Source organism: Tahibacter sp. (genome assembly GCF_035481375.1).
Lineage (GTDB): Bacteria > Pseudomonadota > Gammaproteobacteria > Xanthomonadales > Rhodanobacteraceae > Tahibacter.
The window spans coordinates 68,267-87,043 of record NZ_DATIGT010000230.1 but is presented as its reverse complement, the minus strand read 5'-3'; the positions used below and the strand labels follow the sequence as shown (position 1 = coordinate 87,043).

The 18,777-nt window shown below is 68.3% G+C and carries 17 protein-coding genes; 4 read left to right on the top strand and 13 right to left on the bottom strand.

Annotation, left to right across the window (positions count from 1 at the left end; all coding sequences use genetic code 11):
- Positions 1-17: 17 nt before the first annotated feature.
- Positions 18-956: a hypothetical protein gene (locus VLF18_RS15250; RefSeq protein ID WP_325280492.1), complete on the bottom strand. Its 939-nt coding sequence runs from the start codon at positions 954-956 to the stop codon at positions 18-20.
- A 467-nt stretch (positions 957-1,423) separates the two neighbouring features.
- Between VLF18_RS15250 and VLF18_RS15245 the strand changes: the two genes are divergently transcribed.
- Positions 1,424-2,212 (top strand): DUF3667 domain-containing protein, encoded by a 789-nt coding sequence (locus tag VLF18_RS15245; protein ID WP_325280491.1) that lies wholly within the window; start codon positions 1,424-1,426, stop codon positions 2,210-2,212.
- 7 nt (positions 2,213-2,219) lie between these two features.
- Here VLF18_RS15245 and VLF18_RS15240 read toward each other — a convergent pair whose 3' ends face one another.
- Entirely contained in the window at positions 2,220-2,822 is a 603-nt protein-coding gene (locus VLF18_RS15240; RefSeq protein ID WP_325280490.1) for a DUF938 domain-containing protein, read from the bottom strand.
- Between the two features lie 45 nt (positions 2,823-2,867).
- Positions 2,868-3,602 carry a hypothetical protein gene (locus VLF18_RS15235; protein WP_325280489.1) on the bottom strand — a complete coding sequence of 245 codons (735 nt, stop codon included), beginning with the start codon at positions 3,600-3,602 and terminating at the stop codon, positions 2,868-2,870.
- A gap of 302 nt (positions 3,603-3,904) precedes the next feature.
- Between VLF18_RS15235 and VLF18_RS15230 the strand changes: the two genes are divergently transcribed.
- Complete coding sequence (locus VLF18_RS15230) at positions 3,905-4,270, top strand: hypothetical protein (protein WP_325280488.1); 366 nt, start codon at positions 3,905-3,907, stop codon at positions 4,268-4,270.
- A gap of 64 nt (positions 4,271-4,334) precedes the next feature.
- Here VLF18_RS15230 and VLF18_RS15225 read toward each other — a convergent pair whose 3' ends face one another.
- The 6 genes from VLF18_RS15225 to VLF18_RS15200 form a co-directional block, all read right to left on the bottom strand.
- A complete protein-coding gene (locus VLF18_RS15225) occupies positions 4,335-7,157 on the bottom strand; it encodes an ATP-binding protein (protein WP_325280487.1) in 2,823 nt (940 codons plus the stop codon).
- Positions 7,150-7,839 (bottom strand): hypothetical protein, encoded by a 690-nt coding sequence (locus VLF18_RS15220; protein ID WP_325280486.1) that lies wholly within the window; start codon positions 7,837-7,839, stop codon positions 7,150-7,152. The genes VLF18_RS15225 and VLF18_RS15220 overlap by 8 nt, the downstream gene beginning before the upstream one ends.
- The gene (locus tag VLF18_RS15215; RefSeq protein ID WP_325280485.1) at positions 7,832-9,163 is read right to left on the bottom strand and encodes a hypothetical protein; all 1,332 of its coding nucleotides are present in this window, start codon (positions 9,161-9,163) and stop codon (positions 7,832-7,834) included. Before VLF18_RS15215 ends, VLF18_RS15220 begins: the two co-directional genes overlap by 8 nt.
- A gap of 171 nt (positions 9,164-9,334) precedes the next feature.
- Positions 9,335-12,511, bottom strand: a complete 3,177-nt coding sequence (locus tag VLF18_RS15210; RefSeq protein ID WP_325280484.1) for a multidrug efflux RND transporter permease subunit — start codon at positions 12,509-12,511, stop codon at positions 9,335-9,337.
- Positions 12,512-12,614: 103 nt separating this feature from the next.
- Positions 12,615-13,814 carry an efflux RND transporter periplasmic adaptor subunit gene (locus VLF18_RS15205; RefSeq protein ID WP_325280483.1) on the bottom strand — a complete coding sequence of 400 codons (1,200 nt, stop codon included), beginning with the start codon at positions 13,812-13,814 and terminating at the stop codon, positions 12,615-12,617.
- Between the two features lie 20 nt (positions 13,815-13,834).
- Entirely contained in the window at positions 13,835-14,545 is a 711-nt protein-coding gene (locus VLF18_RS15200; protein WP_325280482.1) for an SDR family NAD(P)-dependent oxidoreductase, read from the bottom strand.
- 177 nt (positions 14,546-14,722) lie between these two features.
- Between VLF18_RS15200 and VLF18_RS15195 the strand changes: the two genes are divergently transcribed.
- On the top strand, positions 14,723-15,697 hold the full coding sequence (locus VLF18_RS15195; protein WP_325280481.1) for a LysR family transcriptional regulator: 975 nt from the start codon (positions 14,723-14,725) through the stop codon (positions 15,695-15,697).
- Here VLF18_RS15195 and VLF18_RS15190 read toward each other — a convergent pair.
- Entirely contained in the window at positions 15,670-16,062 is a 393-nt protein-coding gene (locus tag VLF18_RS15190; RefSeq protein WP_325280480.1) for a YchJ family protein, read from the bottom strand. The genes VLF18_RS15195 and VLF18_RS15190 overlap by 28 nt on opposite strands.
- A gap of 133 nt (positions 16,063-16,195) precedes the next feature.
- Entirely contained in the window at positions 16,196-16,393 is a 198-nt protein-coding gene (locus VLF18_RS15185; RefSeq protein ID WP_325280479.1) for a hypothetical protein, read from the bottom strand.
- Between the two features lie 200 nt (positions 16,394-16,593).
- Between VLF18_RS15185 and VLF18_RS15180 the strand changes: the two genes are divergently transcribed.
- Positions 16,594-16,971: a hypothetical protein gene (locus VLF18_RS15180; RefSeq protein WP_325280478.1), complete on the top strand. Its 378-nt coding sequence runs from the start codon at positions 16,594-16,596 to the stop codon at positions 16,969-16,971.
- Positions 16,972-17,114: 143 nt separating this feature from the next.
- Here VLF18_RS15180 and VLF18_RS15175 read toward each other — a convergent pair whose 3' ends face one another.
- Together VLF18_RS15175 and VLF18_RS15170 are read right to left on the bottom strand one after the other, a co-directional pair.
- Complete coding sequence (locus VLF18_RS15175; protein ID WP_325280477.1) at positions 17,115-17,462, bottom strand: hypothetical protein; 348 nt, start codon at positions 17,460-17,462, stop codon at positions 17,115-17,117.
- The gene (locus VLF18_RS15170; RefSeq protein WP_325280476.1) at positions 17,459-18,730 is read right to left on the bottom strand and encodes a TCR/Tet family MFS transporter; all 1,272 of its coding nucleotides are present in this window, start codon (positions 18,728-18,730) and stop codon (positions 17,459-17,461) included. Before VLF18_RS15170 ends, VLF18_RS15175 begins: the two co-directional genes overlap by 4 nt.
- Positions 18,731-18,777: the final 47 nt, after the last annotated feature.

Below are 18,777 nucleotides of genomic sequence, written 5' to 3'. Positions count from 1 at the left end.
CCCTTCGCGCACTACGTTCATTCGCCGGGCTGCGGAGCGATCGAGTCCTGAATCGCATCAGCCAGCGTGGACGCGGTGGCGACGTTGGCTTCGGCGCGGCCGCAGGCAAGGTAGGCCGTCGCGTACTGACGGTTTGCGGCCGCCGACGTGCACGATGCCGCATCTCTCGACGCCGAGGCCAGCGCATCCTGGGCGGCGTCTTCCAGAGCCCGCACGCTCGCTTCGCGGCCGTCCAGCAGCGTGCGACGACGCAGCGCGACCCGGTCTGCGAGCGAAGCGGCGAGGTCGCCGACTCGTGTCTGCAGATCACGCAGCGCCGGCAGTATCACCGATTGCCGCCGCGGATCGGCCAGGTCGGCACGCAGGCTGACGCTGATCGACGGGACGAGGCTCCAGTTCGCGTGAAACTTGATGGGGAAGTCCGGAAGGCAATTGCACGCCGGGATCTTGCCCTGGGCGTCAATCCAGCCGCCTCCGGAACTCGTGGAAATCTCCATATAGCCCGCGCCGAGCTGATGCGGAAAAGTCTGGCTGTGATCGCGGTACTCGATCGTCAGCGCGTTGTACGGACAGCCGGCGCCGGGCAGCCAGACATGCACGTCCTTGCTGAAGTTCGCGCTGGACATCGTATTGCCGTATTCATCGACCCAGCGATAGTAGTCGGGACTGGTGAAACGCCGGCCGCAGGCCCAAGCCGGGCGGACCAGGGAGGCTCCAGGGCCGGCGGAGATGTCGCCTTCCTGGTGGAATCCGTTGTCGTCGAAATACCACACGCGATAGTCGGCGTTGCCGGCCTGCGCCGTTCCGATGGCCATCATCAGCAGTGCGAGCGAAGAAGACAGAATTCTGGGGATCATGGTCGTGTACCTGAAATGGGTGAGTGGAGAAACCACCGACGGATCTGCTCCGGCTTGGCTTCGAACTATCCGATGTGACAATCGCACCGGTATCCACATATACGGTCTGCGCAAATGTCAGGGATCACGGAGCAACGGAGAGACATGTCTGGCTGCAGCGCATCGGCTGCGCAATCGGACCGCAGTTGCATGCCGAATGAGCCGTGACCGGGGTTCGCCTCGACGGCCGGTTGCCGCGCACACCGCGGCTACGCTGCGAGCGAACGCGTCGTGTCCGCGCCGGCCTGTCGGCCAGCGTTGATTGCGGCGCCGCCAGAGACGGTCTGAACACGTCCCGGAAGCCGCCTGCCTGCTGACTCAATCGCGCGCCCGGGGTACAGCGACTCTTCCATCGTCGGTCGCTCGGTCCGAACCCGTTCTGCATCAGGTGAACCTTCAGCATCACTTTCAGCGGAACGGTCGCCGACCGTTGCTGTACGGGATCGAGTGAAGCCGCGCCGCGGCGGCGGCGAAGAAATCGCTGCGGTTTCGCGTACGGCGGAGGACCTCCCTCGCAGACCGCCGCCGTGACCGTTCCCGCCAAACCCGTATTCCTGTCGGATGCGTTCTTCGCCGAGGCGACATGCCGCAACTGCGGCGCCGCGCTCCACGGGCCGCACTGCGCGCAGTGCGGCCAGAAGAAGGCGGGGCGCATCGGCGCCGGTTCGGTGCGCAGCGAGATCTGGGAAAAGCTGCGCCTGTTCGAACTCGACCAGCTGCAGTCTGCGCTGCGGCTCGTCGCGGGCCCGGGCAAGGTCGCGCGCGACTACGTCTTCGGAGTGCGCAAGCGCCACACGCATCCGCTCAAGCTGCTGCTGCTCGCGATCGCGGTGTTGCTCGTGGTGCTGGCGCAGACGCGCTATCTGAATTCGGCCAACGTGCAGGTTTCGAAAGTCATGGAGACCGTGCGCAAGTACGCCGAGTGGTCGTTCTCGCTCGGCCTCGTCGCAATCTGGTGCGCATCGATGGCCGGCTTCCGCAAGCGCCTCGGCTACAACGCGGTCGAGCATCTCGTGCTCGCGCTGTACGCGCACTTCGTGATCATTCTCGCGAACATCGCAAACCAGCTGCCGCTGCTCGTGCTGCGCACGCCCGCATGGCTGGCGTGGCACAAGCAATGGTCGGGCTGGTACATGGGTGCGATCGAACCCGCGATCGTGCTGATCGCGCTGTCGCAGTTCTTCGTCGTCGACCTGCGCCGGCAATGGTGGCGTCTCGTGCTCGCCGGCGTGGTCTTCGTCGCGGCGAAGAAGCTGCTCGTTTACGCGTATGCGTGGCTGCTCGTGAAGTTCGTGCTGGCGCGCGCGGCAACCTGAGCACGAGTCAGACAGCGCGTCTCCAGAGCCGGCAACGATTGTTGGCCGGCAATGCGTGGTCGCCGGTCAACACGAATCCGTGCCGCGCTGCCAACGCATCCACCTCGGCCGCATCGCGGATGCCGCGGTGCGGGACCGCCGCGCGCAGCGCGCGGTCGAATGCCTCGTTGCTCTCGCTCGTGAAGCGGCCGCCGATGTTGTACGGGCCGTAGATCGCGAGCAGCCCGCCGGCGCGCACGCACGCGGCGATGCCGGCGAACATCTGCCCGACCTCGTCCCAGCTCATGATGTGCAGCGTGTTCGCGCTGAACACGGCGTCGACGGCCGTCACGGACCAGGGCTGCTGCGCGACGTCGAGTTCGAGCGGTTCGGGCGTGTTCGGCAGTGCGGCCTCGTCGAGCCAGGCGCGGATGCCCGGCAGGTTCTCGGCGCGGTCGGAGGACTGCCAGCGCAGCCATGGCATCTGCGCGGCGAAATGGACCGCGTGCTGGCCCGTGCCGCTGCCGATTTCGAGCACGTTGCGGCAGTCGCGAAACGCATCGCGCAACACGGCGAGTATCGGCTCGCGATTGCGTTCGGATGCTGCGGAATAAGGCTTGTCGCCGTTCATGGCCGGCAGGCGGCGGAGGTGTCCGCCGCCCGCGCAATGCGTCGATCAGTCGACGTTGAAGCCCTGCAGCGTGACCGGCACCTGGTTGTTGCCGGTGACCGACATCACGATGTGCATGTTCGCGAAGCCGATCGACGCCAGGTTGGTGATTTCGCTGATGCCGCAGCTTGTGGCGACGATGTAGCTCGGCGCGATCTGCCCGCCGGCGTTCGACCCGAGGAAGAAGCTGTTGTTCGTCGCCTGGCCGCTCGGCGTGAAGATCTCCACAACGAGAATATCGGTGGCGACCGTGAACACCGGCTGCGACGCGATGTTGGCCGGGAAGATCGCGTTCGTCTGGTCCGGCACGGTGAAGTTATCGCTGCTGACCGGCGTCAGCGAGGCGAGCGTCGGCGGGTTGGTCGTGCTGCGGTACAGATTCACCGTCACCGGCTGGCCCGCGCCGGCGGCATCGTTCGCGGTCTCGATGCCGAAACTGACCTGGTCGACGCGGAACTGCGGCTGGCTCAGATTCTTGAACGTCGACAGCGTGAACGCGCGGAAATAGCTGTTGTCGGTGTGTAAGAAGGTCGGCGAGCCGCCGTTGCAGGAGACCGAGTTGGCCGCCGTGACCGTCGGACTGACCGACTGCGTGATGGTCTGCGTGACCATCGGTCCCCAGGGCTGCAGGGCTTGCGATCCCGGGGCGAGTCCCGACCGGCTGAGCTGCTGGGCGGAGGCGGAACCGGCGACGCCGGCGAGAACGAGCGCAAACGCGAGACCACAAGCGGTACGGTTCATGGACATATCCTGGATCGGCGGGGACGGGCCGCGAAACGGTGCCGCATCGTCAGCGAAGACGGCGCGAAACGTGACGCAACTCACGGTTGAGCGCTGAGCTTGCCGAAACACAGGCGCACGTGCAAATGCCTGTCGGAACCGGGTGCGACCGGTGCCGGTGCGCCGGCAGGCCGATCCGCCGACGGCCGAAACCGGCCAGCGGCCGCCGCAGGACCACGGCGTGGCACGCCTGCCTGCTGGCTCAAACTGCGTTGAAACGCTGGAGCGAGACCGGCACCTGATCAAATACGGGCTGCGAGGGAATGTTGACCGAGATCGGCCCGCGGTCTGCCGCATTGGCTGCCGCGAAGTCGTCGCTGCTCACGGCGGTGAGCGACGCGACGGTCGCCGGATTCGTCGAACTGCGCCACAGCTTCACGCTGGTCGCCGATAGTGGCCAGCGAATTGGACAAAGCGGAGCCGGCGATCGCCGTTCCACTCATGAAAGGAAAAACAGAAAAGACACCGCGCAAGATCAGATTTTCACTCCGAGGAAATTCGATCGTCCGCCGGTGCCAAACGCGCCTTCGACCCGGAACCGCATCGCGGCACCGTCTTCGGAGTGTTTTCCGAGCCTTCGAACCGATTACAAAGGCGTGAGCGCACGTAGTTTTCTTACCGTTCCGTAACAAACGCCGGAAAGGCAGCATTTCTGACAGCGTTTTTCGTATAGCGAACAAATCTCGAGATCGCTTAGTTCGATTTCCCGCTTTTCGGCAACTCGGAAGACGCGGCACGCTTCAGCACCGCGACGGGTTCCGCCCAGGCGCTCGCCGGCCGGCGCTTCGTCGTGGTCAACACCAGATCCGTCGGGTGGAAAACATTGAGGTTGTGCGTGATCGGCGTGGTCAGGATGTACTGTGCCTCGGTCGCGCGCAGGAAGCTGCCGACTTTCTCGATATTGAATACGTCCAGATGTGCAAACGGCTCGTCGATGAAGACGAAGCCGCCGGGATGCGCTTCATCGCGCAGCAGCGCGACGAGCAGCAGCAGCGACTTCATGACCTGCTGGCCGCCGGACGCTTCGCCGTCGTCGAGGCCGATCCAGCCCTTGCGGTCGAAATCGAAGCGCACGCCGAGTCCGGCCTGCGCCAGCGCGACGTCGTCGTTCGCGAGTTCCGGCTGGTCGACCTCGACATTGATGCCCGACAGCTCGCCGAGCGCGCGCAGGTTCTTCGCATATTGGCGCACGGTGGCGCGCAGCACATTGATGTAGGCGCCGCGCGCCTCGTCGGTGATGCGGCGCGCACGGTGCAGGTGCGCGTCGCGCCGGCTCAGCGTGGTCTCCAGCGCTTCGTGGTCGGCGGCGATCTTGTCGCGCAGCGCGACGCAGGACGCATCCGTGACGAAGCCGCCGCGCTCGATGCGGTGCGCGATGCGTTCGAGTTCGCGCTGCACCTCGTGCTCGGTCTCGAATTCCTGCTGCGCTGCCGCGAGCGCCGCGCTGCTGCGCCAGGCCGGCGGCATCAGGCTGCGCTGGTGCCGGTAGTCGATCACGCGGCGCACGTATTCCCGGCGGTCGCGGTCGAGCTTGAACGCGCGCTCGTCGCGCTCGCGCGCGTTGAGTTCGCGCTGGCTGCGACGCCGGTCGGCCGCGAGTTCTTCGCGCTTGCGCGCCTCGCGCGCCGCGTCGACCGCGTTGCGCGCCTCGGCGAGCGCCTGCGCGCTATCCTGTGCGGCCTGCTGCAGTGCGGGCAGCGCTTCGGCGGCCGACGCGAATTCCACGGCGCGCGCGGCGAGTTCCTGCGCGGCGTCGAGTTTCAGCAGACGTGCCTGGTTCGCGTCGAGCCTCTGATCGAGTTCGGTGCGCTCCTGCCGGCGCGCCTCGTTCTCGGCGTCGAGGCGGCTGCGTTCGAGCTGCAGATCGCGCAGCCGGGACGCGCGCGCGCTGGCGCCGAAATTGCGTTCCTCGGTGCCGATGTGGCGACCGCCCCGATGCTCGCGCAGATAGCCCTTCGGCGTGATCCAGTCCTGGCCGGCCGGCAGCTGCATGCCCTTGCCCACGTCGGCGACGCGGCGCAGGCGATCGAGCTGGCGCGGCAGCCAGGCCGGCGGATCGCCGGCGAAGCGCAGCACTTCGAGCAGCGACCCCGGCGTCGCAGGCGGCGGTTCGGCGCGATCGGCGACGACGAAGTGGCGGTACTGCTGCTGTTCGCCGAGTGCGAACGCCGCCTTCGCGTCCGAGGGCGAAGCCAGCAGCACGAGGTGACGATAGGGCTGCAGCACGGCCTCGACCGCGGCCTCCCAGGCCGGATCGGTGACCTCGACGCAATCCGCCAGCATGCGGTGTGCAATGCCACTGCGATCCAGCGCCGCGCGGAAATCGCGCTCGAAGCCCGGCTGGAAGCGCTGGCCGCTCGCGAGCGCGGCGATCTGGGCATCGAGTTCGGCGGCCCGCTCGACGGCCTGTTCGCCGGCGAGCTTCAGCTGCGCCTGCCGGCGGCGGTCCGCCTCGACCGCGCGCAGCAACTGCGCGACATCGCCGGCACCCTGGCTCGCCGCGAGATGGTCGAGCTGCGCGCGGCGGCGGTCGATCTGTTCCGCATCGCGCGCGGCGTCGCGCGCCGCGAGGAACGCGGTCTCGGCCGCGATCGCCTGCGACTGCGCAGCCTCGAGGACTTCGGTCCCGCGCGCGAGGCTCGCGGCCGCAGCCTGCTGCTCGTCGGCCAGCGCCGCGTCGCGGCGTTCGAGCTCGCGCAGCGCGCGGCGCGCGCCGGTGAGCTGCGGACGGCTGCCATCGAGGCTCGCGCGACGTTCGGCCAGTGCGACCTTCGGTGCAACCTCGGCCTGCAGGCGCTGGCGGTCGCGCAGCAGCTCGCCGCATTCCTCGAACGAACGCACGTCGGCCTTGGCCGCTTCGAGCCGCGTGTGCAGCGCCGCGAGGTCCTGCCCGAGCGCTTTCAATTCCTGCTCGGTTGCGAACTGTTCGGCGCGCGCGCGCTGGTAGTCCTCGAGCACGGGCTTTTCGCCGAACACGTCCCAGACCAGCTGCAGCAGTTCGCGCGGCGGGTACTGGCAGAGCTTGTCGGTCGCGCCCTGTTCGAGCGTCAGCACGCGACGGATCGCGCGCGTGAGGCCGGCGCCTTCGAGACGCACGCGGTAGTCGCGCAGGCCCAGCCACTCGCCGCCCTGCGCCTCGATCGTCTCGACGCTCACGTCGCCGCCGAGGATCTGGTAGTCGCGCGACCAGTCGCCGCCTTTCTTGCGGATGCGGCAGGCCAGCGTGACCTCGGCGTCCATCAGCGGAAAGAACGGCCGCCGGCCGTTGCGGTCGGGCCGGTTGCTGACGACGCCGCGCAGCCACGCGAACGGCTTGCCGTTGTGGCGCAGATACGTCTTGTAGTCGCGCGCCGTCTCACGGTCCTCGATCGCGAGCAGCGTGCGCAGCGCGTCGAGCAGCGTGGTCTTGCCGGAGCCATTCGGTCCGACCACGGTGACGATCGCCGAATCCAGCGGCAGCGTGAAGCGCTGCCAATAGTCCCAGTGCACGACCTCGAGCGCGCGGAATTCAAACATGGCCGGCCTCCGCGTCCGCGTCGCCGTCCTCGGAACCGGCATCCGCTGCCTGGCGCGCGTGCTCCACGACGAAGGCCAGCGCGCCGTCGAGCACGCGCCGCGCGGTGCGTTCGTAGTCGAACGCGAGATCGAGCAGCGGCCCTTCGAAGATGCGCTCCTTGCGGCGCACGATGAAGCCATGGCGCGCAAGCACGCCGAGGTTGATGTTGATGCGCATCTTGCCGCCGAGCTTGTCGCCGAAGTCGGCGACCAAGGTGCGCTCAGCCAGCGGCTCGGCCACGTCGCCGCCGACCGGCACGGGTTTCATCTCGGCGAAGATCTGGCCCTGGTCCTGCTCGCGGTCGGATTCGACGCGGTGAATCTGGCGCTGGCGCTTGGGAAGAATCAGCAGGCTCCACAAAACCACGAGCAGCGCGATGCTGTCGCGGTCGAGGTCGAGATTGCTCGCCGACCACGCGCGCGGGCCTGCGAACACGGCGGCTTCCTGCGCCTTGGCGACGGCGAGCGCAACGTGGCCCGCATATGGATGATCGAGCAGGCGCAGTCCCGCCGCGGCCAGGCGACGGTCGAGTTCTTCGCGGAAGCCCGCGTCGGTCAGCGCCTGCCGCGCGAGTTCGTCCTCGCGCGGCAGCCAGCGTTCGGCGAGCAGACGCGCAATCAGCGCGGCGACGGGATCATTCATCGATGGCTTCCTCGCTGCGTTCGCCGCCGGGCGCCGCAGGTTCGTGCAAAGGCTCCGCGAGCGGCCGCAAGCGGCCCGCGCTGATGCGCGCGACGCCGGCATCGTTCACGTCTTCGATCAGGCCGCTGAGTTCCAGCCGCAGCGGCAGGCGCGCGAGCTCGGCGAGCGCGCCATCGCGCGCATGCGCCGCGGGATCGCCGAGCAGGCCGAGCAGCGACAGGCGATAGGCCGACGTCGCGAAGTCGTCGCTCGGAATCAGCGCCGACAGCGGAACGTCGCCGACGAGGGCCGCGAGTTGCGCGTGCCAGCGCTGCGCGAGTTCGTAGTCGTTCGAGGCGATCGGCGCCGTGCTCTGCTCCGGCGCCCCGCGTGCTTCGGGCAAGGTCTCCACGACGCCGACTTCGCGTTCGCGCTCGACGAGCTCGAAGTCGGCGACGTCGAGCGCGATGTCGCCGAGCACGAAGGCCGGCGCGAGGCGCGCGGCGATGACGTCGCGCCCGAGTTCGGCCAGCTGCTCGGACGCGAGCGTGCGCAGCCACTGGTTCACGTCGGAGGACGAAAGCCCGCTCGCGCCGAGATGCACGCGGTGGCGATCGAGCTGGTTGAGTGCGCGCTGGAACACCGAGGCCTGACGCAGCATCGCGCTCTGCGCGCGGCCGATCTGCTGCGCGACCCGGTGCATGGCCGGATCGAGCTCGGCGTCCTGCGCGATGAGCGTGACGATCTCGGTACCTTTCTCTACCCAGCGCCAGACCGATTTCAGCGTCGCCGCGGCCGCACGGATGCGATGTTCCGAGCCGCTGAGCACGGCGCGGTCGAAATCGTCGCGCAGCTCGTTGAGACGCGACAGCAAGTGCTGCAGATCGTCGCTGCCGACGCGTCCGGTCGCTTCGCCCGCGGCGATCTGCGAGGTCACGTAGGCCAGTTCGTCGCCTTCGCCCTGGAACTGCAGCAGCAGGCTCAGTGCGGACAGCGCCTGGCGGCCGACCGGGCTCACGCGATAGCGCTGCGTTTCCGGATCCCAGGTCAGCAGGCTGTTGTCGCGCAGGCGCGCGAGCACGGTATCGAGCTTGGTCGCGTCGACGTAGGCGAAATGCTCGCGCAGCTCCTGCGGACTCCAGTCCGGGGCCGCGCCGCGTTCGCCGATCGTGCGCAGCACGAGCAGGCGCACCATGACCGCGTCCTCGCCGCCGTGGAACAGCGTCGAGAACGCACGGAGCAGTTCGCGCGCCTTGCGCAGGCCGAACAGGGCAGGGATGTCGTTGACGAAGAGACCCGGGCGCAGGAAATCCTGCAGGCCGTCGTCGGACGCGGATGCGCTCACTCTGGGATCGCGGGGCAAAACGGCCGGCCATGGTCGGGCATGCGCGGCGGCAAGGCAAGCCGGCCGACCGCGCCGCGACCCGCGACGGCGGCCGCCGGACACAAAAAAAGCGACCGGCTTCCGCCGGTCGCTTCTGTCGTTGCGGCGCGCCGAGGAGTCGCGCCGCAGACCTCAGTGTGCCGGCAGCGGCACCGCGGCGGCCGGCGACTTGCGGTCGCCGCGCGTCGCGAGTTTGCGGATCAGCACGTAGAACACCGGCGTCAGGAACAGGCCGAACAGCGTCACGCCGAGCATGCCGGCGAACACCGTCACGCCCATCGCGTGACGGATCTCCGCGCCGGCGCCGTGCGCGAACACCAGCGGCAGCACGCCCATGATGAACGCAAGGCTCGTCATCAGGATCGGGCGCAGACGCAGGCGGCAGGCTTCCAGCGCCGCGTCGACGATGCTCATGCCCTGCTTCTGTTCGAGCTCGCGCGCGAACTCGACGATGAGGATCGCGTTCTTGCAGGCGAGGCCCATCAGCACGACCAGACCGATCTGCGTGAAGATGTTGTTGTCGCCGCCGGTCAGCCAGACACCGGCGATCGCCGACAGCATGCACATCGGCACGATCAGGATCACCGACAGCGGCAGCGACCAGCTCTCGTACAGCGCCGCGAGCACGAGGAACACCAGCAGCACGCAGAGCGGGAACACGAGCAGCGCGGCCTTGCCCTGCGTGACCTGCTGATACGTCAGCGCGGTCCACTCGAAGCTCATGCCGTTGGGCAGCTGCCGCTGCGCGAACGCCGCCGCACCCTGTACGGCCTGCGATGAAGACAGCACGCGCGGATCGGCACCGCCCTGCAGGTCGGCCGCGGGATAACCGTTGTAGCGGATCACCGGGTCGGGGCCGTAGGTCTGGCCGATCTTCACGACGCTGCCGATCGGCACCATCGCGCCGGCGGCATTGCGCGTCTTGAGGTTCGCGATGTCGCCGACTTCGTCGCGGAAATTCGCGTCGGCCTGCGCGATCACCTGATAGGTGCGGCCGAAGCGGTTGAAGTCGTTGACATAGCGCGAGCCCAGATAGACCTGCAGCGTCTCGAACAGATCGGTCAGCGCGACGCCCTGCTCCTTGGCCTTGATGCGATCGACGTCGGCGCTGAGCTGCGGCACGTTCGACTGGTACGAACTGAACGGACGCTCGAAGCCCGGCGTCTGCATGATCGCGCCGCTCAGCGCGTCGACCTGACGCTGCAGCTCGCCGTAGCCGAGGCCCGCGCGGTCCTGCACGTACATCTCGTAGCCGGCCGACTGGCCGAGGCCGAGCACGGGCGGCGGCATCGCGGCGAACGCGAGACCTTCCTTGATCTCGCCGAAGAAGCGGCCGTTGAGCTGCTGCACGATCTGTTCGGCGGTCATGCCGTCGCGCTCGGCGAACGGCTTCAGGCCGAAAAAGATCGTGCCCATGTTCGGCGTGTTGCTGAAGTGGATCGCGTTGAGTCCCGGGAACGCGACCGCGGTCGCCACGCCCGGCGTTTCGAGCGCGATCTCGCTCATGCGCCGGATCACGGCCTCGGTGCGATCGAGCGACGCGCCTTCCGGCAGCTTCGCGCCGGCGAACAGGTACAGCTTGTCCTGCGTCGGAATGAAGCCGCCCGGCACGGCGCGGAAGCCGATCACGGTCAGGCCGATCAGCAGCGCGTAGACGATCAGCATCAGCGGCGCGCGCTTGAGCGCCGGTCGGCCGCCGTTCGCATAGCTATTGCTCGCGCGGCGGAAGAAGCGGTTGAACGGACGGAACACCCAGCCGAAGCAGGCGTCGATCAGGCGCGTGAGCGCGTCCTTCGGGGCGCCGTGCGGCTTGAGCAGGGCCGCCGCGAGCGCCGGCGACAGCGTCAGCGAGTTGATCGCCGAGATCACGGTCGAGATCGCGATGGTCACGGCGAACTGGCGGTAGAACTGCCCGGTCACGCCGTCGATGAACGCGATCGGCACGAACACCGCACACAGCACGAGCGCGATCGCGACGATCGGACCGCTGACCTCGCCCATCGCGCGATGCGCCGCCTCGAGCGGCGAATGGCCTTCCTCGATGTTGCGTTCGACGTTTTCCACGACGACGATCGCGTCGTCGACGACGATGCCGATCGCGAGCACGAGCCCGAACAGCGTCAGCACGTTGATGGAGAAGCCGAGCATCCAGAGCACGGCGAAGGTGCCGACCACCGACACCGGCACGGCGAGCAGCGGAATGATCGACGCGCGCCAGGTCTGCAGGAACAGGATCACGACGATGACGACGAGCGCGATGGCCTCGAACAGCGTCGTGATGACGGCCTTGATCGAATCGCGCACGAATACGGTCGGGTCGTAGACCACGTCCCAGGTCACGCCTTCGGGAAACGCCTTCGCGAGTTCGCCCATCTTCTCGCGCACCGCGTCGGACATCGCGATCGCGTTGCTGCCGGGCGCCTGGAAGATCGGAATCGCGACGGCCTGCTGGTTCGACAGCAGCGAGCGCAACGCGTATTCCGACGCGCCGAGTTCGACGCGCGCGACGTCCTTGAGCCGCGAGACCGTGCCGTTGACGTCGGTCTTGATGACGATGTTGCTGAACTCTTCCTCGGTGACGAGTCGTCCCTGCGCATTGATCGACAGCTGCATCTCCGACGCCATCTTCTGCGGCGGCGCGCCGATCGAGCCGGCCGACACCTGCAGGTTCTGCTCCTGGATCGCGCGGATCACGTCACCGGCGGTCAGGCCGAGCGCGGCGACGCGGTCGGGCTGCAGCCAGACGCGCATCGAATAGTCGCCCGCACCGAAGATCAGCGCCTGGCCGACGCCCGGAATGCGCGCGATCTCGTCCTTGACGTGCAGTACCGCGTAATTGCGCAGGTAGGTGATGTCGTAGTTGCCCTTGGGCGAGAGCAGATGCACGACCATGGTCAGGTTCGGCGACTGCTTGAGCGTCGTGACGCCGAGCCGGCGCACATCCTCGGGCAGGCGCGGCGTCGCCTGGCTCACGCGGTTCTGCACCTGGACCTGCGCGAGATCGATGTCGGTGCCGATCCGGAACGTGACCGTCAAGGTCATGACGCCGTCGGAACCGGCGACCGCCTTCATGTAGATCATGTTCTCGACGCCGGTGATCGCCTCCTCGAGCGGCGCGGCGACGGTTTCGGCGATCGTCTTCGGATTGGCGCCCGGATAGACCGCGCGCACCTGCACCGACGGCGGAACGACGTCGGGGTATTCGCTGATCGGCAGCATCGGAATCGCGATGAGGCCGGCCACGAAGATGATGATGGACAGGACCGCCGCGAAGATCGGGCGGTCTACGAAAAATCGTGAAAAATCCACGGTTGTACTCCTTTACCGGGGAAAGCCTTGGTTGTCGTGCAGGACGGCGTGGCTCGGACGCGTCTCACTAGAGAAAGCGCGCCTCGCCTCGGACACTGGGTCGTCACTTCACTCCCGCCGCCGTCGCCACCGCCGGCGCCTGTTCGGGCTTCTCCATCGGCACGACCTGCGGATCCACCGGCATGCCCGGGAAGAACACCTTCTGCACGCCGTTGACGACGACGCGGTCCTCGGCGGTCAGTCCCTCGGAGACGATGCGCAGTCCGTCGACCTGCGCGCCGAGCTTCACGTCGCGGCGCAGCGCCTTGTTCTCGGGACCGATCACGTAGACGAACTTGCGGTCCTGGTCGGTCAGCACGGCGCGGTCGTTGATCAGCAGCGCCGACTGCGCACCGCTGCCGAGCAGCTGCACGCGTGCGAACAGGCCCGGCGTGAACAGCCCGTCCTTGTTCGAGAACACGGCGCGCGCGCGGATCGTGCCGGTACCCGCGTCGAGCTCGTTGTCGACGAAGTTCATCGTGCCCTGGTGCGGATAGCCTTCCTCGTCGGAAAGGCCCATGCGTACCGGATTGCCGGCCTCGCGCGCACTTGGCAGTTCGCCGGCGCGTTCGAGTCCCTGGTAGCGCAGGTAGGTGTTCTCGTCGCCTTCGAAGCTCACGTAGACCGGATCCATCGACACGACCGTGGTCAGCAGCGTCGTGCCCGGTGCGACGAGGTTGCCCGGCGTGACCAGCGCCTTGCCGACGCGGCCGTCGATCGGTGCGGTCACGCGCGTGAACTCGAGGTTGAGCCTCGCCTGCTCGGCCGCGGCCTGGGTCGCCTTGATGTCGGCCTGCGCCTGGGCGAGATCGTCCTCGCGCTGGTCGAGATCGTTGCGCGCGACGAGCTTGCTCGCGACAAGCTGGCGCGAGCGTTCGAGCTGGCGCTGTGCCAGCGCCGCGCGCGAGCGCGCGCGTTCGACTTCAGCGACCGCGCGGGCATGTGCCGCACGGTATTCGCGGTCGTCGATCTGGAACAGAAGATCGCCCTTCTTCACCTCGCGGCCTTCCTCGAAGTTCGCCTGGTCGAGATAGCCGGCGACGCGCGGCCGGACCTCGACCTTGTCGACGGCCTCGATGCGGCCGGTGAATTCGTCCCAGAGCGTCACGTCTTTCTTGACGACGGCGGCGACGCTGACCTGCGGCGGCGGCATCTGCGGCGGTGCGGCCGAGCCGCTGCAGCCGGCGAGGGCCAGACCGAGCAGCATCAGCAGGCCGGCATTGGCGAGCGCGGGCCAGACGGGGATCGTGGCATTGGCTTTCATGTTCCCACTCCTTCGGATCTTCAATCGTTCACGGGTACGGGGGTTCCGCCGGCGCGCAGGTCGAGCACGGCTGCGCTGCCGTCGGAATGCTGCAGAAGATCGATCACGGCGCGGCCGACGGCGTCGACCTCGAGCCATTCGCTGCAGGCGCAGTGATCGTTGCGGTGCGTGCGCACGAGGCCGTTCAGCGCGAGCTGCTGCACGCGCACCGGCATGTCGCGGTTCTCGCCGTGCATAACCTTGGCGAGCATGCGCAGCGCGGCGTTCGCGATCGAGAAGTGGCCAAAACCGTACCACGGATGCGTGGTCGCGGCGCTCGCGATGCCGAGGTACAGCGCGTTCGGCGCGCCGTCGGCCAGCAGCGGAATCAGCGCGCGCGCCGCATTGAAATGCGTGACGACGTGCGCGTGCAGGCGGTCTTCGAGAAACACGTCGTTGCGGTCCATGAGCCGGCCGCAGTCGCGCTCGGGACCAATCGCGACGACCGCGCCCGCAAAGCGCCGGCGCAGCGCGACGAGCTGCTGCACGAGATCCCGGGACGCGGTTTCGCTCTCGACGCTCGCGGTCAGCACGGTCAGCGCCGACGGCTGGCCGAGCCGGTCGGCGAGCTGCAGCAGCGTGTCCCGGTGCCGGCCGACGGCGACGACCGGATAGCCCTCGGCCAGCAGGTTCGCGACGACGCCGCCGCCGATACCGCCGCTCGCACCGATGACGATGACACTGGATTTCATGGAAGCCGACCTCATGCCGTGACGACCGGCGGGCGCCTCCCCGTCCCGGTCGGCTGGACCGGGCGGTCCCCGGGGCGCCCGGGGTTCAGGTCCGGTGAGTTGGGCATGCCCCCGGGATTTGATTAGGGGGCCGAATCGGGAATGATTGTCCCGGATACGCAACAATGCAGGTCAGTTATGTCCCGCGACTTCAATGAAACCTTGATCTTTGTACGTGTGGTGGAACACGGCGGCTTCAGCGCCGCGGCCCGCTCGCTCGGACTGCCGAAGACCAGCGTCAGCCGCAAGGTCCAGGAGCTCGAGGAACGACTCGGCCTGCACCTGCTCAAGCGCACGACCCGGCGCATCGGGCTGACCGAGGCCGGCACGCTGTATTTCGAGCACTGCCGCCACATCGCGCGCGATCTCGAAGCCGCCGAGAGCGCGGTCAACCAGCTCCACGGCGCGCCGCGCGGCTGGCTGCGCGTGACCGCGCCGTACACGCTGGGCAGCAACGCGCTCGCACCGATCCTGCCGGAATTCCTGCAGCGCCATCCCGAATTGCGCGTCGAGCTGATCCTGAGCAACGACAAGCTCGACCTGATCGGCTCGGAGATCGACCTCGCCCTGCGCGTCGGCGCGCTCGCCGACTCCACGTTCACCGCGCGCCGGCTCGGCAGCTTCGTCGCGCAGGTCTATGCGAGCCACCAGTATCTCGCGCGCCACGGCGAGCCGACGCGTCCGGAAGAACTCGTGCACCACCGCACGCTCGCGATGAGCCAGCAGCGCGGCGCGAACGGCCGCTACTGCTGGACCTTGCGCAACGGCGAGCGCGGCGACGACTACGTCGTCGCGCCGAGCGTCGTCGCGAACGATCCGACCGTGCTGCGCAGCGCGCTCGTCGGCGACCAGGGCCTCGCGCTGATTTCCGACACGCTGGTCGAGCCGCTGGTCGCCGCGGGCAAGCTGCGCCGCGTGCTGCAGGGCTGGGAGAGCCCGGCCATGGACCTCAACGCGGTCTATCCGCCGGGCCGCTCGCAGCTGCCGAAGGTCCGCGTGTTCGTCGACTTCCTGCTCGAACGCATGAGCCTGACCGAGTGGTGGCACCCGTGCGAGCAGATGCGCCAGGCCGCGCGGTTCGGTCCTCAGGTGCTCCACTCGCCGGCGACGTAGTACCAGTCCCCGCCTTCGCGGCGGAAGCGGCTGAGTTCGCGCAGCCGTTGCATGCTGCCGCCGCCGACCTTGAACTTCGCGACGAATTCCACGAATGCGTTGTCGGCATCGACCGGCTGGTAGCGCAGGATCTTGAGCCCGTGCCAGCGCGGCGCAGGCGTTTCGCGCGCAAGATCCAGCGCGGCGGGGCGCGTCGATCGATGCCAGCTGCGCAGCAGGTAGTCTTCGAGCCCGAGCGCGTAGGCGCTGTAGCGCGACCGCATGAGCGCCTCGGCAGTCGGCGCCGGCTCGCCCGCGTGCAGCGGGCCGCAGCAGGCGGCATAGGCCAGATCCGAACCGCAGGGGCAGTCGACGGGTGCGTTCATGGACGGTCGCAGGCGGAAGCGGCGCGCATTCTCGCCGTGTAGAGAAGGCAAAAACCAGAGGGAGCAGGTAGGAACTCGAGAAAGCACCATGCGGCGTCTCTGGTTCCTGCCTGCTCCCCTCTGTTTCCCGCTCTCAGGCCGGTCTCGCCCCGAGCAGCCGCGCCGGCAGGAACAGCACCGCGCGCAGGAACTCGAACACGGCCGACACGGTGATGCCGATAAGTCGGAACGGCAGGCTCAGCAGCCAGACCAGCGGATAGGCGACGAGCGCGAGCAGCGCCAGCGGCCAGCAGATCACGAGCAGCAGCAACCAGAGCAGGAACTTCAGCATGGGCGACGCCTCCGGGCCGTCGCGACCAGGGTCGCCGATCGCGCGCCGGACGGCATCTGCCGGAAGTCGCACGCGGCATTGGCGACGCGCACCGCCGCCGCGCGTTCAGTTTGTGCGCGATGTGACGACGGACACAGGCGCGTCGCACGCGTCGAGATCATCGCGGGCGATGCTGCGCTCCCCTGTGGAGATTTAGCATTATGCACACGCGAATTTCCTATACCGATCCGCTGCTGGAACTGCTCGACTGCATCGAGGACGCGGTGCAATTGCTCGCATTCGACTATTTCGCCGCGGCCGGCGACGAGCTGCGCCGCGCCGATGCGCTGCTGGCCGCCGCACTGGCGGACTGGAACGGCGAGGACGCCGCACTCGCGCGGCAATGGCTGCAGCAGGCCGCCGCCTTGAACGGCGGCGGCGCGCTGCGCGAGCGGCGCGGTCATTGCGTCGGTGCGTTGTGGCGCGCGCGGCGCGCGGTCAGACGTCACTGGCTCGCGCGCCTCGGCGTGGCCTGGGATCCGTATGACAGCGCGCTCTCGGCGCCGGGTACGCAGGCAAGACTCCGCGTCGTCGAATGATCGTGTCGACGCAGGGCGCTGTAACCGAAGGGCATTGCGCCGTGTGTCCGTCAGCTTCGCCGCTCGGGTGTCATCGGCAGGCCGGGCGCAGCGCGCAGCGCTGCGGTTGTTGGCGCAATGCGCTTGGCTTATTGCCCTACGGTCTATCGCGGCGGCGCGCCCAGCTCGCGCGCGTCGAGATAGCCGTTGCGATTGGCGTCCTGGCGCTTGAACACCTCGCCGAGCCGCGCGCGATGGCGCACGAGCGAGATCGGCCGCGTGTTCGGGCCGACGACGGCCGGGTCGAATTCATCGAGATCGACGACGCCGTTGCGGTTCGCGTCCATCTGGAGGAACGCGTCGCTGAGCTTGTCCTGGTATTCGCCGAGGCTGATGCGGCCGTCGCCGTCACGGTCGAATTCGCCGAGGTAGTCCTGCGTCGAGGACGCGAACTGCGCCGCTGCCGGTGCGGCAAACAGCACGAGCGCGAATGCGAAGCCGCGCATGCTCATGGCTGCACCGCGTCGCCGGCGTCGACGCGCGCGGCGCCGAAGTGCGGATGCGTCGCCTTCCACGCGATCGCGAACGCGACGAGCAGCAGCAGCGCCGCGACGAGGAAGGCCGCGCCGGGCAGATGCAGCGGCGAATCGGGCGCGATGCTCCAGCCGAAGATCTGCGTGTAGAGGCCCGGACCGACGATGCCGGCGAGGCTCGCGAGTCCGGCGAGCGATCCCTGCAGACGGCCCTGCTCGCTCGGGTCGACCTGCCGCGTGACCAGCGCCTGCGTCGCCGGTCCCGCGCAGCCCCAGAGCGCGAGCAGCGGAATCGCGACGAGCGAGATCCAGCCGGTCGCCGCGAAGCCCTGCCACGCGAAGCCGAGCGCGCCGAACGCGAGTCCGACGAAGATCGCGCGGCGCTCGCCGAAGCGCCGCACGATGCGGCTGACGAGCAGCGCCTGCACGATGCCGTTGCAGACGCCGACGAAGCCGAGCGTATAGCCGACCGCCTGAGGCCCCCAGCCGTAGCGGTAGTCGGCGTAGAGCACGAACGTCGTGTTCAGCACGTAGTGTGCGAGCTGCGACAGGAACACGACGAACGCGAGCGCGTAGACCTGCGGATAGCGGCGCAGCAGCAGCAGCGCGCCGACGGGATTCGCGCGGCTCCAGTCGTAGCGCGGCGTGCGGCGTTCGGCCGGCAGCGACTCGGGCAGCACGAAATAGCCGTAGCAGAAGTTCGCGAGCGCAAGGCCGGCGGCGAGCCAGAACGGCAGGCGCAGATCGACGTCGCCGAGCGTGCCGCCGAGCGCCGGGCCGAGCACGAAGCCGATGCCGAATGCCGCGCCGAGTGCGCCGAATGCCGCGGCGCGTTTTTCCGGCGGCGTGACGTCGGCGATGTAGGCGTTCGCGGTGCTGAAGCTCGCCGCGGTCATGCCCGAGATCACGCGCGCGATCACCAGCCAGGGCAGCGTCTGCACGACGGCCATCAGGATGAAATCGAGTCCGAGGCCGAGGTTGGACAGCAGGATCACGGGGCGGCGGCCGTAGCGGTCCGACAACGCGCCCTGGATCGGGCTGCAGAAGAACTGCACGACCGCGAACACGGTCGCGATGATGCCGACCCAGTCGGCCGCGGCGACCATGTCGCCGCCGGCCATCTGCTTGATCAGGCGCGGCAGCACCGGAATCACAATGCCGAAGGCGAGGATGTCGAGCAGGACCGTGATGAAGATGAAAGCCAGCGCAGCCTTGCGCGCCGGCGAGACGGAAGCGGGGTCGTGCACGGGGATTCCTGCAGGATTTGCGGCGGCGCGCAGTCTAGCAGGCGAGG

Coding starts and splice junctions, on each gene's coding strand:
- VLF18_RS15195 (WP_325280481.1), top strand. CDS start 14,723: ATGTCCCGCGACTTCAATGAAACCTTGATCTTTGTACGTGTGGTGGAA.
- VLF18_RS15190 (WP_325280480.1), bottom strand. CDS start 16,062: ATGAACGCACCCGTCGACTGCCCCTGCGGTTCGGATCTGGCCTATGCC.
- VLF18_RS15235 (WP_325280489.1), bottom strand. CDS start 3,602: ATGAACCGTACCGCTTGTGGTCTCGCGTTTGCGCTCGTTCTCGCCGGC.
- VLF18_RS15175 (WP_325280477.1), bottom strand. CDS start 17,462: ATGAGCATGCGCGGCTTCGCATTCGCGCTCGTGCTGTTTGCCGCACCG.
- VLF18_RS15240 (WP_325280490.1), bottom strand. CDS start 2,822: ATGAACGGCGACAAGCCTTATTCCGCAGCATCCGAACGCAATCGCGAG.
- VLF18_RS15225 (WP_325280487.1), bottom strand. CDS start 7,157: ATGTTTGAATTCCGCGCGCTCGAGGTCGTGCACTGGGACTATTGGCAG.
- VLF18_RS15180 (WP_325280478.1), top strand. CDS start 16,594: ATGCACACGCGAATTTCCTATACCGATCCGCTGCTGGAACTGCTCGAC.
- VLF18_RS15230 (WP_325280488.1), top strand. CDS start 3,905: ATGTTGACCGAGATCGGCCCGCGGTCTGCCGCATTGGCTGCCGCGAAG.
- VLF18_RS15205 (WP_325280483.1), bottom strand. CDS start 13,814: ATGAAAGCCAATGCCACGATCCCCGTCTGGCCCGCGCTCGCCAATGCC.
- VLF18_RS15200 (WP_325280482.1), bottom strand. CDS start 14,545: ATGAAATCCAGTGTCATCGTCATCGGTGCGAGCGGCGGTATCGGCGGC.
- VLF18_RS15250 (WP_325280492.1), bottom strand. CDS start 956: ATGTGGATACCGGTGCGATTGTCACATCGGATAGTTCGAAGCCAAGCC.
- VLF18_RS15220 (WP_325280486.1), bottom strand. CDS start 7,839: ATGAATGATCCCGTCGCCGCGCTGATTGCGCGTCTGCTCGCCGAACGC.
- VLF18_RS15185 (WP_325280479.1), bottom strand. CDS start 16,393: ATGCTGAAGTTCCTGCTCTGGTTGCTGCTGCTCGTGATCTGCTGGCCG.